This is a genomic window from Nonomuraea sp. NPDC001636 (assembly GCF_040298265.1).
In the GTDB taxonomy this organism is placed as follows: domain Bacteria; phylum Actinomycetota; class Actinomycetes; order Streptosporangiales; family Streptosporangiaceae; genus Nonomuraea.
This window is the reverse complement of the sequence record NZ_JBEOZT010000019.1, coordinates 39,070-52,796: the sequence shown is the minus strand read 5'-3', so window position 1 is coordinate 52,796 and position 13,727 is coordinate 39,070. Positions and strand designations below refer to the sequence as shown.

Here is a 13,727-nt window from a genome sequence, read left to right as displayed (position 1 = left end):
GGACCTGCCCGAACCGGAGATCCCGGCCGGTGCTCCCGGACCGGTGAGTTGCCGGGCATCAGCCGCGGTCCCCGGTTCCAGGGACGATCAAGCCGGTCTCGTAGGCGATGACCACGGCTTGGGCGCGGCTGGACAGCTTGAGCTTGGTCATGAGGCGGCCCAGGTGGGATTTGACGGTGGCCTCGGCGATGTTCAGGCGGGTGGCGATCTGCTGGTTGGTCAGGCCCTGGCCGACCAGGTGGAGCACGGCGGTCTCCTGGCTGGTGAGCCGGGCGAGTTCCGCGGGCCGCCGCCGGTCGGGTTCGGGCGTGGTGACGAAATGGTGGACCAGGCGCCGGGTGACGCTGGGCGCCAGCAGCACCTCGCCGCGGGCGACCGTGGCGATCGCTGCCAGCATCTGGTCGGCTGGGGTGTCCTTGAGCAGAAATCCCGAGGCGCCGGCGCGCAGGGCGGCGAAGACGTGTTCGTCCAGGTCGAAGGTGGTCAGGATGAGGATCTTCGGCGCCGGGCCGGCGGCGTGGGCGAGGATGTGGCGCGTGGCGGCGACGCCGTCCAGGTCGGGCATGCGGATGTCCATCAAGATGACATCCGGGGCGGTCGCCGCGGCCTGGGCGATGGCTTCGTGGCCGTCGGCGGCCTCGCCGACGACCGCGAGAACGGCGTCGGTGCGGAGGAGGGCGACCAGGCCCGCGCGGACCAGGGCCTGGTCGTCGACGACCAGGACGCGGATGGCCCCGCGGTCGGTGTCGGGGCCGGTCATCGGGGTGCCCCGGGTCGTGGCGCGCTCTGCTGCGGGTGGGCCGTGGCGAGAGCGGGCTCGGCGAGTGGGGAGGCGGGCAGGTGCGCGGTCACGGTGAAGCCGCCGTCCGTACGTGGGCCGGCGGTGAGGGTGCCGCCGTAGAGGGTGGCTCGTTCGCGCATGCCGATCAGGCCGTGCCCGTCGGCGCCGTGCCCGGTGGCGGCCGGGCCGTCGTTGCCGACCTGCAGCGTGACCGCGGCGGGCTGGTAGGTCAGGGTAAGGGTCACGTCGGCGTGTGGGGCGTGTTTGAGCACGTTGGTCAATGATTCCTGGGTGATGCGGTACAGGCACCGGTCCACGCCGGGCGGCAGCGGGCGTACCTGACCGGAGGTCTCCCGCCGGATCGACAGGCCGGACAGGCGGGAGCGTTCCAGCAGCGTGTCGAGCTGGGCCAGCCCCGGCTGCGGGGCGTAGGAGTCCTCGCCGGTGTCGGACGTGAGGCGCAGGACCGACAGCATGTTCCGGAGTTCGGCCAGTGCCTCGCGGGTGGTGGCGGCGATCGCGGTGAACGCGTCGCGTGCGGCGTCGGGCTCGGTGTCGATCAGGCGGCCGCCGGCACCGGACTGGATCGAGACGACCGACAGGTGGTGGGCGACCACGTCGTGCAGTTCCCTGGCGATGCGCACGCGTTCTTCGGCGACCGCTCGCAGGGCTTTCTCCTCGCGTTCGATCTCCAGGTGGCGGGCGTGCTCGATGAGGTCCTGGTGGCGCAGCCGGCGGCTGCGCACCCCCTCCCCGATGGCCCAGGCCGCGCCGAGCTGAAGCGCGTTCTCGACCAGGCTCTTGACGATCGTGAAGGTCAGCCCGGACCTGACGAGGTCAGGCACGAGGATGCCCGCCATCAACACCAGCGCCAGGACGCCGTCGCGGTGGCCCTCCCGGCGGTAGGCCGCGACGGTGTAGAGGCTGACCAGCACCGGCGGGGCCTGGAATCCGTTGGGGTAGCCGGCCAGGCCGCAGCCGATCAGGCCCACCGTGATCACCGCGAGGACGGGGACGGGGTGCCGCCTGCGCAGCACCAGCGGCGCGCTGGTGAGCACCGCCAGCAGGTACGCCAGCGCGACGGGGTCATGGGCGGACAAGGCGGCCTGCGTCACCGCCAGCGCGGTCGACACACCGGCCAGCAGGCTGTCGGCGACCATCACCGGCAAGCCGCGCCACCAGCGGCCCCATCGTCGCACCACGTTCATGAGACGAAGGTAGCCGCCAGCATGACCCGCTTTGTCCTCCTTTGGGAGGAGTCGTGGTTAGGGCAGCGGTTGCAGAGAAGCGGGCGGCTGGTGTGCCGGTGGCAGGGCCCGGATCGCCCTTCCGCACGATGCCCAGGGGCTGCTCAGGCCCCTAGTTTGGATACAGCCGGCGATCAATGATCAACAGGGGGCACCCCTGAGCCCGGACACATCATGACCGGAGCGTCGAGATTCGACGCGTGCCGGATCCGCGGGAGAACAACCCCTTCACCAAGGAATGACGCATGCTCCTCATCAAGAGTGGAACGGCAGCCGCAATGGCGCTCACGGCCGGAATCGGTTTGGGCGCCGCCGGACCGGCGCAGGCGGCCACCCCCCTGGACCGCTTCCACCATCAGACGATCACCTGGCGCGCCTGCGCAACCGGGCCCGGCGATCAGATGGGCGAACAGATGGACGCCGCCGGTGCTCGATGCGCCACCGTTCTGGTCCCGATGGACTACCGCAGACCGCAGGGGCGGCCCCTCTCCATCGCGCTCTCCCGGCTCAAGGCCACCGATTCCGCCCGGCGCCGCGGCGTCCTGCTGCTCAACCCCGGCGGGCCGGGAGGCTCCGGCCTCTCGATGACGCTCCTGGGCAAGGCGATGCCCGAGGTCGCGGCCCGTTACGACCTGGTGGGCATGGACCCCCGATTCGTCGGCCGCAGCACACCGATCAGCTGCCGGTGGCAGACCGACACCTTCCTCCGCTCGGCGGGACCCGACCGGCGTTCCTTCGACGAGGGCGTGCGCCTCGCCGAACAGCTGGCGGCGGGCTGCGCCGAGGGCAATCTCCAGACCCTGCCGTACGCCACGACCAGGAACACCGCACGCGACATGGACGTGATCCGGGCCGCGCTCGGCGAGCAGAAGCTGTCCTACCTCGGCTACTCCTACGGCACCTACCTGGGTGCGACCTACCTGCAGATGTTCGGCTCGCGGGCCGACCGGGTGGTGCTCGACAGCGCCGTCGACCCGCAGGTGTACGGCCCGCGCATGTTCTCCCGCGCCGCCCCCGCGATCGACGTCGCGCTGCGGCGCTGGGCGTCCTGGGCCGCGTCGCATGACCAGGAGTACGGGCTGGGCGGGACGCGTGACGCCGTCCTGGCGACCGTGGAGAAGATCAACCGGCATCCCGTGCGGATCGGCGGATACCACGTCGATGCCCATGTCGTGCCGTACTGGCTGTTCGCACGCCTCTACAGCGACGGCCCGCAGTCCTATGCCGTCCTCGCCGCGGAGGCGCGGGCGCTGAGCCGCGGCGGCCAGACACCGCCGCCCGCCTCGCTGAAGGAATTCCTCGACGGCCTGTTCACCGGTTCCGGAGCGGCCTCGGACCGGGCGGGCACGGCGATCCTGTGCGGTGACCGGGCCGCACCCCGCGACCCGGCGACCTACTACCGCGACATCCAGCGGCACCGCACCGCCGAACCACTGTTCGGACCGCTCGTCCGCAACATCTCTCCGTGCGCGTTCTGGCCGGTCAAGCCGCTTGAGGCGGCCACGAGGATCGGCAACTCCGTACCGGCGTTGATCGTCGGCGCGGCCGGCGACCCCGCGACGCCCTATCCGGGCCAGCAGGCCATGCACCGGGCGCTGACCGGCTCCCGCATGATCACATTGACCGGCGCCTTCCGCCACGGCGTCTACCTCGCGGCGGGCAACGCCTGCGTCGACACCAAGGTCACCAGCTACCTGGTCGACGGCGCCCTGCCCGGTGACGACGTCACCTGCGACCGTCCGGCCGTCTGACACGTCCGCGCCCCCCTGGGGCCCGGCGACGGCGGTGCGCAGGATCCGCGGGGCTCATCGTCTGGACACGGACCCGAGCCGCGGCCCTTCCAGGAACGGCAGGCCCGCCGCGTACCGCCGGAAGAAGCCGGCGGTCGGGGTGTTCGCGGTTGCGACGGCGTCCGGGGTGCCCTCCGCGACCACCGCGCCCCCGTCCGGACCGGCTCCCGGCCCCAGGTCGATCACCCAGTCCGCGGACGCGGCGACGGGGACGTCATGTTCGGCCACGACGACGGTGTTGCCCGAGTCGAGCAACACGTCGAACGCGTCCACCACCCGCTGGATGTCAGAGGGGTGCAGGCCCGAGACGGGTTCGTCGAGAACGACGAGACCGGCCTTGCGGCCCGCGGCGCCGCGCTGGATGGCGGAGGCCAGCTTCAGCCGCTGCGCCTCGCCGCCGGACAACTCTGTGGCGCTCTGGCCGAGCTGCAGATAGCCGAGCCCGACCTGGTTCAAGGCTCCCAGGGTCTCGGCGAGTTGCCGGGGTTCGGAGAACTGCTCCACCGCCTCGGCGACGGTCAGCTCCAGCACCTGATCGATGGCCAATCCCTGGTACTTGATCTCCAAGGCCTCCGGCGTGTAGCGCCGCCCCTGGCATGCGTCGCAGACCACCCACACATCCGGCAGGAAGTGCATGTCGACCAGCTTGCGGCCATAACCGGTGCAGGGTTCGCAGCGGCCACCGCCCGCGGTGTTGAAGCTGAACCAGGACGCGTTGACCCCACGTGCGCGAGCCATGCCGGTTTCGGCGAACAGCCTGCGGACGACGTCGAACGCCTTGCTGTAGGTGGCCGGGTTGGATCGCGGCGTGCGCCCGAGCGGTTCCTGATCGACGACGGCGACCCAGTCGAACCCGTCCAGGCCGGTCACCCGGCGCACGGTGTCGATCGTCGTCCCGTTCAAGGCAGCCTCCGCGCTCGCCGCGAGCGCGCCGAGCAGGCTGCTCTTGCCGCTGCCGCTCACCCCGGTCAGGCAGGTGAGCCGGCCGGCGGGGAAACGCACCACGTCCGCGGTCACGTTGTGCGCACGCAGGCCGTGCAGCTCCACCCAGCCGGTGTCATTCCCGACCGGGCGGCGGGTCCGGCGCAGCCGTGGCCCCTCACCGGCCAGGTAGCGTCCGGTCAGTGACGTGGGGTGGGCGGCCGCGTCGGAGGGAAGCCCCGACACCAGGATCTCACCGCCGAGGCGGCCCGCGCCGGGCCCCATGTCGATCACCCAGTCGGCCCTGGCGATCAGTTCGGGGTCGTGCTCGACCAGGAGCACCGTGTTGCCGGCCTGGCGCAGCTCCAGGGCGATGTCGAGCAGGTGCGCCTTGTCCGCCGGATGCAGCCCGGTCCCCGGCTCGTCCAGGACGAAGACGATGCCGCTCAGCTCGGTGCTGAGCTGCGCGGCGAGCCGGGTTCGCTGCAACTCGCCCCCGGACAGTGTCGCCGCGCTCCGGGACAGCTGGAGATGGGCCAGGCCGAGGCGGTCGAGGATCCCGAGTCTGCGGCCCAGGTCCTGCAGCAGCGGCTCGCCCACCTCGCGCTGCCGGGCGTCCAGGTCGCCGGCCACCCGCCCGGCCCAGCCGCGTACCTCCCGCACGTCCACCTGGAGCAGGTCGGGAAAGGTCAGCCCGCCGAGCCGCACGGACCGGGCCACCTGGTCGTACCCGCTGCCGCCGCAGGTGCCGCACGGCTGCTTGCGCATGTACGGCAGGTAGCGCTGCTTGGCGCTGGCGGTCTGGGCGTTCAGGAACACCCGCTCCACCTCGGCCAGCGCCCCCCGCAGCGGCTGGCTGGAGGTGTAGGTCACCGAGACCGTCTCCTTCTTGCTGGTCATGTCGACGGTCGCCTCGACCTTCTCCTCACCGGTGCCGTACAGCACGCAGTGGCGGAACTCCTCCGGCAGCGACCGCCACGGCAGGCCGAGGTCCACGCCGCGCTTGTCGGCGAGCGCCGGCACGAACGCGTGCTCCCCCGACCGCCACTTGGCGTACCAGGGCGAGGCCCCCTCGAAGAGGGGAAGCTCCGGACGGGTGATGACGAGGTCCTCCTGCGCCTGCCAGCGCCCGCCCACGCCGTGACAGTCCGCGCAGCTGCCTTCCGGGGTGTTGCGGTCGAAATGAGCGGTCGTCAGATGCCCGTCGACGCTCTGCGCCGCCGGGTCCGCGCCGATCCCCGGAAGGCGCGAGTACAGCAGTCCCAGATGCCCGTCGATGCCGGTGATCGTCGCGACCGTGGACCGGGGATTGCGGTTCAGGCGGCGCTGGTCGACTGCGAGCGTCGCGCCGAGCCCCACGATGCGGTCGACCTTCGGCCGATTGCGCTGGGTGATGTACTGCCGCACGAACGGCGAAAGCCCCTCCAGGTACCGCAGCTGGGCCTCGTTGTGCAGGGTGTCGATGGCCAGCGAGGTCTTGCCGCTGCCGCTCACCCCGGTGAAGGCGGTGAGCCACCCCTTGGGGATGCTCACCGACACGTCCCGCAGATTGTTGGTACGAGCCCCCACCACCTCGATGGCCTCTCGCCCCAAACTGGCGACGTCCCGTACGAACGCAGTCAACCTTGATCCACCCTCTCGCAACACAGCAGAACACAGGCGGACGGACTTCCACCCATGTCGAACAATTGATTCCGCCACTACGCGGCCGCTTGATCAGCCCCTCGGCACGTGGCCGGTCTGGATTCGGCCCGTGCCGCAGATCAAGGCGCCGACCGGTGCATTGAGGATCACCCTGAAACCCGACGCCTTGTGTCATGTTTTCATCCGTGTCCTGTCCCGGGACATGCTTGCCGCGTCGATCCCAGGACATGGGTGACAGGCGCTGTCTTCGGCCCGTCTGTCGTGCGTCGTCACGGCGTCGCGCGTCAGATCCGACCAGCGCTGACAGACGGCGCCATGGTGATGAACAAGATCTTCGCGGCCACAGCCGATGACGCTCGCCGCTGACGAGTTGATCGACGCGGAGAAGGCACATCACTCGATCATGAAGATGTGTCTGGCTCGATGCATTCCGCTCGGGCCACTACGAAGGGCGCGAGCGGCCGGCCTGGGCCACCGAGCAACGACGGCCATGCTCGCCGAGCCGGCCGGCGACATCACCTGCATCCACTCAGCGGATGCGCCTGCGCCTGCGCCACCTGTAATCCGCGCATGTCGGCCAGGGCCTCCCCCCTCAGGAGCTGGGTCCTGCCGGCGCCCGGCACGCCGTCGAACAGCAGGCTGCCGCCGGTGCCGGACTCGGCGGCGGCCATGGCCGCCCCGGCGGCCGCGAGCTGGTCGTCCCTGCCGAGGCAGCGCAGGCGGGCGACCGGCTTCCTGGTCACCACCGGCGCCGGCGGCAGGTCGAGCTCGGAGGTCTGCGCCAGGATCTCAGCCTCAAGCGCAGGCCCCGGATCGACACCGGGCTCGGCGGCCAGGGAGCGGCGCGCCTCGGCCAGTACGGCCAGGGCGTCGCCCTGCCTGGCCGAGCGGTAGAGGCCCAGGGCGAGCAGGGTGTCGAGTCTGCGTTCCGTCGCCCCGAGCTGGAGTTCCTGGAGCCCGGTCGCCTCTCCTCGCGCCCACAGGGTGTGCGCGAACTCGGTGTAGGCCGGACCCCGCCACAGGCCGAGCGCCTCGTCGACCAGGTCGAGGGCGGTACGTGGATCGGCGGCCGCCCTGGCCTGCCGCAGCAGCCGGGCGAGCACCGCCCTGTTGCGTGGCGTGCCCACCTCCAGTCGTTCGTTCCCCCGCCACACCTCGACAGCAACCGTCAATACGTGCAGGTCAGGCCCTACTTCGTTGAACTCACGGCCGAAACTACGAGAACCCCGTTCGGGCCCAGGAAGAGCGGGGGGCTCAAGGCGCGAGGTTGTCGAGAGCGACCGAGTAGACGACCCGCTGATCTTCGCCTTCGGTCAGCCCCCACAGCTCGCCCCCGGTGCCCGAGTACCACAGCGACAGGTCCTCCGGCCGGTAGCCCCAGTCCGTACGGGCCGTCATCGTCATGGAGGCCAGGTCCACCGACGCGAAGCGCCTGGAGTACGGGACGTTGACGAACTTGCCGGCGCTCATGTTGACGTAGAGCCGGCCGTCGTGGAGCTGGACGCCCTGGACGTCGCTGATGGCGTGGGTCTCCGCCGTCGTGGGCGTGGTGGACTCCCAGGCCGCCGTCGGGGTCAGGCCGAGCCGGTAGTCGCCGGTCTCGGCCGAGCGGAAGGCGTAGCGCGCGATCCGGGTGCCGTTCAGCGGCTGGGGCTGGCCGTTCAGCCATGTGGCCCGGTAGTCGCCCACCACGAGGGCCTGCCGGCCGGTGCTCGTCCGGTCCAGCGAGATGTAGTCGAAGTGCAGGTCGGGGCTGACGAAGTTGGCCACCTCCGGCATGACGTACTGGTAGTCGTCGAGCTTGGTCTGATGGCGGTAGATCCGGCGGGTGTCGAACACGCGGATGGCGCTGCGCTTGGCGCTCGGGGCGCCGGTGCCGTCGGGCCAGCCGGGGGTGGTGGCCATGAACAGGTAGGGGCCGCTCCAGGCCAGGCCGCCGCCGTGCCCGTAGATCCGGCTCAGGGTCCCGTCCGGGCGGACCCAGACCGGCAGGACGGTCCGGTAACGCAGGTCGTTCAGGTCTACCACCGACAGCCGCACCGAGTTGGCCAGCGAGTGGTCGGGCGGGTTCTGCCAGGACCAGCTCGTGATCAGCGCGTCCTTCGAAGTGGGCACCGGAGCGGCGTCGTTCCTCGCCTCACCGGAGGTGGCCAGGCCCTGCGGCACCCAGGCCGTCTCGCCCGTCAGGCCCTGCAGCTTGGCGTCCCAGCAGAACGCCCTGCCGACGCCGCCCGTCGTCGGCCCGAAGGACTGCATGCGCGAGGCGCAGGCCGGGTCGTCGGCGGGCGTCGGGAGCCGGGGCCGATCGTCGCCGCTGAGCACCTGGTCCAGGGTGGTCAGCGCGAACGCGTCCTCCATGGGCTGGGTGTACGGCTCGGCCCCGACCGTGAGCGACAGGCCGGTGAGCGCGTCGCCGGTCAGGCGCTTGAGCGGCGCCACCACCTGGGCCGCCGCGGCGGCTTCTGTGGCCGCGGACGCAGGGGCCGCGGTGGTGGGGGCCGCCGGCGCGGTGCTCATGACGGTGGCCGTCATCGCCAGCGCGATCAACATCTTTCCCAACGGATCCTCTTCTCACTGTGATCGTCAGGCGTCGCAGGACGCCTTCTGGGTGGGCCAGGCCCGCCGGCACCACCGGGTGTTCACGCCGGGCCGGGCGTCACGGGCGACGCGGACGTGCAGGGTGCCCGCCTCGTCGTAGAGGGCGGCCTTGCCGTACCGGTAGGCCAGGATCCTGGCGCCGTCGAACGTCCACCATTGCCCGCTGTCGCCCGGCGCGCAGGGGGTCAGGAGCGCGTCCTGCTTCTTGGGCCCCCGAGCGGTCAGGCATCGGCGGTCGTACCTCTCGTGGTCATTCCGGATCATGAACGTCCCGGGCACCCCTGTGGCCCGGGAGATGTCCTCGACGTGCCAGAGCTGCCAGCCGTCCTCGGGCTTGCCCGCCTCCCGGTTGCAGGCCAGGGAACGGACGTCGTCGCCGTTGTTGGCGTCCAGGCAGTCGCCGGTGCCCGCGTTGACGAACCTGACGACACCGGTGCCGCCCGCCGCCGGAACGGCGGTTCCGGCGGGCACCGGCGTGAGCAGCGACAGGGTCAGGGCGACGAGCAGGCGCATGGATCTCCTCGGCTTATCGGCGGCGTGGCAGGTCCCCAGTCTCGGCGTGGCGATCATTGTCCGGAAGCCCGTTTCGCACCCTGGACAAACTTGATCAAATCGGGGTGGACACGTATTTTGCGCTGGTTTGTGGTTCTCATGGGATCTAGGGGGAGCGCATGGGACGTCGTGAACAGGTCGTGGATCCGATGGACGGCCCGGTCGCCGCCTTCGCGGTCGAGCTGCGCAAGTTACGGGAGCAGGCGGGGTCCCCGTCCTACCGGGCGATGGCCGCGCGGGCCCACTTCGCCGCCTCCACGCTGGCGCAGGCCGCCGCCGGGGAGAGGCTGCCGACCCTGCCGGTCACGTTGGCCTACGTCCGCGCCTGTGGCGGCGACGAGCGGGAATGGCGGGTCCGCTGGGAGGAGACCCTGGCCGCCGGCCGGGAGCGGGCCTCCGTGACCGCGTGCGAGCGGGCGCCGTACCGGGGGCTGGCCGGCTTCGAGGAGGCCGACCGGGCCTACTTCTTCGGCCGGTCCGCGCTGGTGGAGCGGCTGGCCGGCATGGTGAAGGCGCACCGGATGGTGATGGTGGTCGGTCCGTCGGGCTGCGGCAAGTCCTCGCTGCTGCGCGCCGGGCTGGTGCCGGCGCTGCGGCCGCGCGCGGCGCGCGTCGTCACGCCGGGCGTCCGTCCGGCCCTGCCCGCCGCCGCCGCGGGAGAACTGGTCGTGGTCGACCAGTTCGAGGAGGTGTTCACGCTGTGCGAGGACCCCGCCGAGCGCAGGGCGTTCATCGACGCGCTGGTGGCCGCCGAGGGCGGGGTCGTGCTCTCCGTACGCGCGGACTTCTTCGGACGGTGCGCCGACCATCCCCGGCTGATCGAGGCCGTCGAGGACGCCACCGTCCTGGTGGGCCCGATGAGCCCGGCCGAGCTGCGCCAGGCGATCATCAAGCCCGCGGCCACCGCCGGCCTGATCGTGCAGCGCGAGCTGACGGCCCGGATCCTGGAGGAGGTCACCGGGCAGCCCGGCGGCCTGCCGCTGATGTCGCACGCCCTGCTGGAGACCTGGAGACGCCACCACGGCAAGGCGCTGACGCTGGCGGCGTACGAAGCCGCGGGCGGCATCGCGGGCGCGGTCGCCCGCACCTCCGAGGAGCTCTACGCCGGCCTGACCCCGGCCCAGCAGGACAGGCTGCGCCACCTGCTGCTGCGGCTGGTCATGCCCGGCGAGGCGGGCGCGCAGCCCACCCGCCGCCCGGTACGGCGCTCGGAGCTGCTGACCGGCGACCCCGGCGACCCGGGCCCCCTCCTGCTCGAACGCCTGACCGCCGCCCGCCTCGTCACCCAGGACGGCGAGACGGTCAACCTGGCCCACGAGGCCCTGCTGACCGCCTGGCCCCGGCTGCGCGCCTGGGCCGAGGAGGACCGCGAACGCCTGAGAGTGCACCGGCGGCTCACCGAGGCGGCCGACACGTGGGAGGAGCACGACCGCGACCCCGGTGCCCTCTACCGGGGGCTGCGCCTTGAGCTGGCCCGCGAACACCTCACGTCCCGGACCCTCACCCCGGCCGAACGCGCCTTCCTGGCCGCCAGCGACGGGGAGCGCAGGAAGGGCAGGCGGCGCACCGCGGTCCTGGCCGTCCTGGCGGTGTTCCTGCTGGTCACCACGTCCCTCATCTGGCAGCGGAGCCTGGTGAACGGCCAGCAGAAGCGGGAGCTGCACGCTCGCGACATCGCCGGGATGGCCGAGACCCTGCCCCTGTCGGAACCGTCCCTGGCCATGCGGCTCAGCCTGGCCGCCTGGAAGCTGGCCGACCTCCCCGAGACCCGCGCGGCCCTGCGCACGGCGAGCCTCCAGCCGCAGCAGGACGTCTTCGCCGACCAGGACGTCTCCCCGGACACCCGGCGGAGCCTGAGCGCCGACGGCCGCTGGCTGATCAGCGCCACCGCCACCCGGGTCACCCGCTGGGACCTGCGCACCCACCAGCCCCAGGTCACCGACGCGCCGGTCCGCTCCGACGCGGCGGCGCCGCCGCTCGTGTGCAGCCCCGGCGAACCGCTGCGCCTGCCCGACCCCGCGACCGGCAGCCTCGCCGCCCCCGCCTGGGCGCCCACCCCGACCGCCGAGCAGTGCCGCGAGGGACGCCTGCGCCTCTCCCCGGACGGACGGACGCTGCTCATGGCCACCCCCGCCCTGGTCAGGGTGTGGGACGTGGCCTCGGGAACGGAGGCCGCCGCACTCAGCGCGCCGGGCGTGCGCGAGATCAGCTTCAGCGCCGACGGCGCCTTCGTCGCGACCGCCGGCGAGGACGAGCTCCAGGTGCGCGCCACGAACCACCTCCAAGGAGTGCTCCTGCGGCACCCGCTCCACGGCGACCTGGTCGACGACCTCTGGATCGGCCCCGACGCCGGGGAGATCCGCTACCTGACCGGCCCCACCGTGCAGACCCTGCGCGTCGGCTCGGCCTTCACCCGCGACTGGCGCGAGGAGAGGGCGACCTCCGCCGCCTTCAGCCCAGACGGCAGGAGCCTGCTCCTCACCTACCGGGACCGCGTCGAGCTGCGCGACGCCAGGACCGGAGAAGAGCTGCCCGGTCCGCCCCGGCCCTCCTGCCCGACGCCCTGCTGGATGCAGGCCGCCTTCAGCCCCGACGGCCGGACCCTCGCCTACGGCGACGCCTACGCCGCCTCCTTCACCGCGACGTTGTGGGACCTGGCCGGCCGGCGGATCACCGGCCAGTCGCCGCCCTTCCGCCACGGCGGGCCGCTCGCCTTCGCCCAGAACGGCGAGCTGCTGCTCATCAGCGGCGCCTCGGTCGGGCAGGAGGCGCTCACGAGCTGGAACACGCGCACCGGCGCCGTCACCACGACCCCCGGCGTCACCGGCAGCCGGATCGCCGTCGCTCCAAGAGGAGAACGCCTGCTGACCGACCGGGGCGACGTCGCCTCACTCCCGCCGCTGCGGCGGGCCGGCGGCGGCCCCGGCCCTGGCCCCGCGGAGGCGCTGGCCTTCAGCCCCGACGGCCGGTTCCTCGCCACCGGCGACACCAGAGGACGAACCGCCCTCTGGGACGGCGACCCCCGCCGCAACCTGGGCACGCTGCCCCCCACCGCCTCGGGAGCCGTGACCGCGCTGGCCTTCTCCCCGGACGCCGGCCTGCTCGCCGTCGGCATGGAGGGAGGCGTCGTCCAACTGTGGGACACCGCCGGCCGCCGGCCTGTCGGCCCGCCCCTCGCCACGCCGGGCGGCGCGGTCCTCGCGCTGTCCCTCAGCGGCGACGCGCTGTCGGTGGCGGGCAAACACCTGCCCTTCCAGCGTTACGACCTCAGCGCCGCCGGGGCTGCGAGCACCGTATGCCGGCGGGTCGGCCACGGGCTCGGCCGGGAGGAATGGGCGAGGTACTTCCCGGACTTCCCCTACCAGCCGACCTGCGGGCCGGCCCGCACGCCGAGGGTGACGAGCTGAGTGATCTCTTCCTGGGGCAGCGGGACGGCGCCGTAGAACGTCTGCCGGTTGACATCGGTGACGGTCAACAGGGTGAGGTGGGCGGCGGCGCTGTCGGCGTCATGGATGTCCAGCAGGCCGCGGTCGGCGATCCGGCGCAGGTATGGCGCCAGGCGCAGGTGCGCGGTCTGTGGTCCGGCTGCGATCCAGGACTTCAGGATCGGTGGGGGGATGTGGGCGGCCTCGGCCTCGATGGCCCGTACCAGAGCGAAGTGATCGGGGAAAGAGGTCACTGCGGCGACCCGGTCGAGGGAGAAGTCGATCAGATCCTGCTCCAGGTCCACGATCTTGTGCAGGTGCCGGTCCATGATCTGTGCGATCGCGGCGGTGACCTCTTCTGCGCCTTCCAGTGCTGGAACGCCACTGGCCGGCCGAACGGATCGGGCTGCCGACGCTCGTCATGCTGGCCGCCGGCGCCGTGGCCGTGGCCCTGCCGCTGACCGCGCCCTGGCCGACGGCCCTCGTAGCGGCCAACGCGTTCGCAGTGTTCGCCGCCACGGCGGCGATGGCCTGGCACTCCGATCGCGCCGGCAAGGCCGTGCCAGGCGAGCATCGAGCCACCGCGCTCGCCCTGTTCACCCTGTGCTACCAACTCGGCGGCGCCTTCGGTCCGGCGCTGGCCGGCCTCCTGCTCGCGTAAGCGGGGGCTCCGGTCCCAGCACTGGAGGATGCCATCCGGCCGTCCTGGCAGTTCGCCCAGTCCGCCCGGTTCGCCGAGCACGTCCCGGCTTGCGCACAGGCGAAGCGG

At 72.3% G+C, this 13,727-nt stretch carries 10 protein-coding genes; 3 read left to right on the top strand and 7 right to left on the bottom strand.

The features are described from left to right. Nucleotides 1-58: 58 nt before the first annotated feature. Both ABT158_RS30855 and ABT158_RS30850 read right to left on the bottom strand, forming a co-directional pair. On the bottom strand, nucleotides 59-760 hold the full coding sequence (locus tag ABT158_RS30855) for a response regulator (RefSeq protein WP_352359335.1): 702 nt from the start codon (nucleotides 758-760) through the stop codon (nucleotides 59-61). Further along, a complete protein-coding gene (locus tag ABT158_RS30850) occupies nucleotides 757-1,989 on the bottom strand; it encodes a sensor histidine kinase (protein ID WP_352359333.1) in 1,233 nt (410 codons plus the stop codon). Before ABT158_RS30850 ends, ABT158_RS30855 begins: the two co-directional genes overlap by 4 nt. A 494-nt stretch (nucleotides 1,990-2,483) precedes the next feature. On the opposite strand from ABT158_RS30850, the gene ABT158_RS30845 reads away from it, so the two are divergent. Next, entirely contained in the window at nucleotides 2,484-3,779 is a 1,296-nt protein-coding gene (locus ABT158_RS30845; RefSeq protein ID WP_352359331.1) for an alpha/beta hydrolase, read from the top strand. A gap of 54 nt (nucleotides 3,780-3,833) precedes the next feature. Here ABT158_RS30845 and ABT158_RS30840 read toward each other — a convergent pair whose 3' ends face one another. From ABT158_RS30840 to ABT158_RS30825, 4 genes are all read right to left on the bottom strand, one after another. Continuing rightward, nucleotides 3,834-6,362, bottom strand: coding sequence for an excinuclease ABC subunit UvrA (locus ABT158_RS30840; RefSeq protein WP_352359329.1), 2,529 nt, complete (start codon nucleotides 6,360-6,362; stop codon nucleotides 3,834-3,836). A gap of 536 nt (nucleotides 6,363-6,898) precedes the next feature. Continuing rightward, a complete protein-coding gene (locus tag ABT158_RS30835; protein WP_352359327.1) occupies nucleotides 6,899-7,555 on the bottom strand; it encodes an AfsR/SARP family transcriptional regulator in 657 nt (218 codons plus the stop codon). 82 nt (nucleotides 7,556-7,637) lie between these two features. Then, entirely contained in the window at nucleotides 7,638-8,942 is a 1,305-nt protein-coding gene (locus tag ABT158_RS30830) for a hypothetical protein (protein ID WP_352359325.1), read from the bottom strand. Nucleotides 8,943-8,966: 24 nt separating this feature from the next. Beyond that, nucleotides 8,967-9,494: a ricin-type beta-trefoil lectin domain protein gene (locus ABT158_RS30825; protein WP_352359323.1), complete on the bottom strand. Its 528-nt coding sequence runs from the start codon at nucleotides 9,492-9,494 to the stop codon at nucleotides 8,967-8,969. A gap of 158 nt (nucleotides 9,495-9,652) precedes the next feature. Here ABT158_RS30825 and ABT158_RS30820 point away from each other — a divergent pair, with 158 nt between their 5' ends. Then, entirely contained in the window at nucleotides 9,653-12,940 is a 3,288-nt protein-coding gene (locus ABT158_RS30820) for an NACHT and WD repeat domain-containing protein (RefSeq protein WP_352359321.1), read from the top strand. On the opposite strand, the gene ABT158_RS30815 is transcribed toward ABT158_RS30820, so the two are convergent. After that, a complete protein-coding gene (locus ABT158_RS30815) occupies nucleotides 12,892-13,287 on the bottom strand; it encodes a TetR/AcrR family transcriptional regulator C-terminal domain-containing protein (RefSeq protein ID WP_352359319.1) in 396 nt (131 codons plus the stop codon). The genes ABT158_RS30820 and ABT158_RS30815 overlap by 49 nt on opposite strands. A gap of 41 nt (nucleotides 13,288-13,328) precedes the next feature. Between ABT158_RS30815 and ABT158_RS30810 the strand changes: the two genes are divergently transcribed. Next, nucleotides 13,329-13,619, top strand: coding sequence for an MFS transporter (locus ABT158_RS30810; RefSeq protein WP_352359317.1), 291 nt, complete (start codon nucleotides 13,329-13,331; stop codon nucleotides 13,617-13,619). Nucleotides 13,620-13,727: the final 108 nt, after the last annotated feature.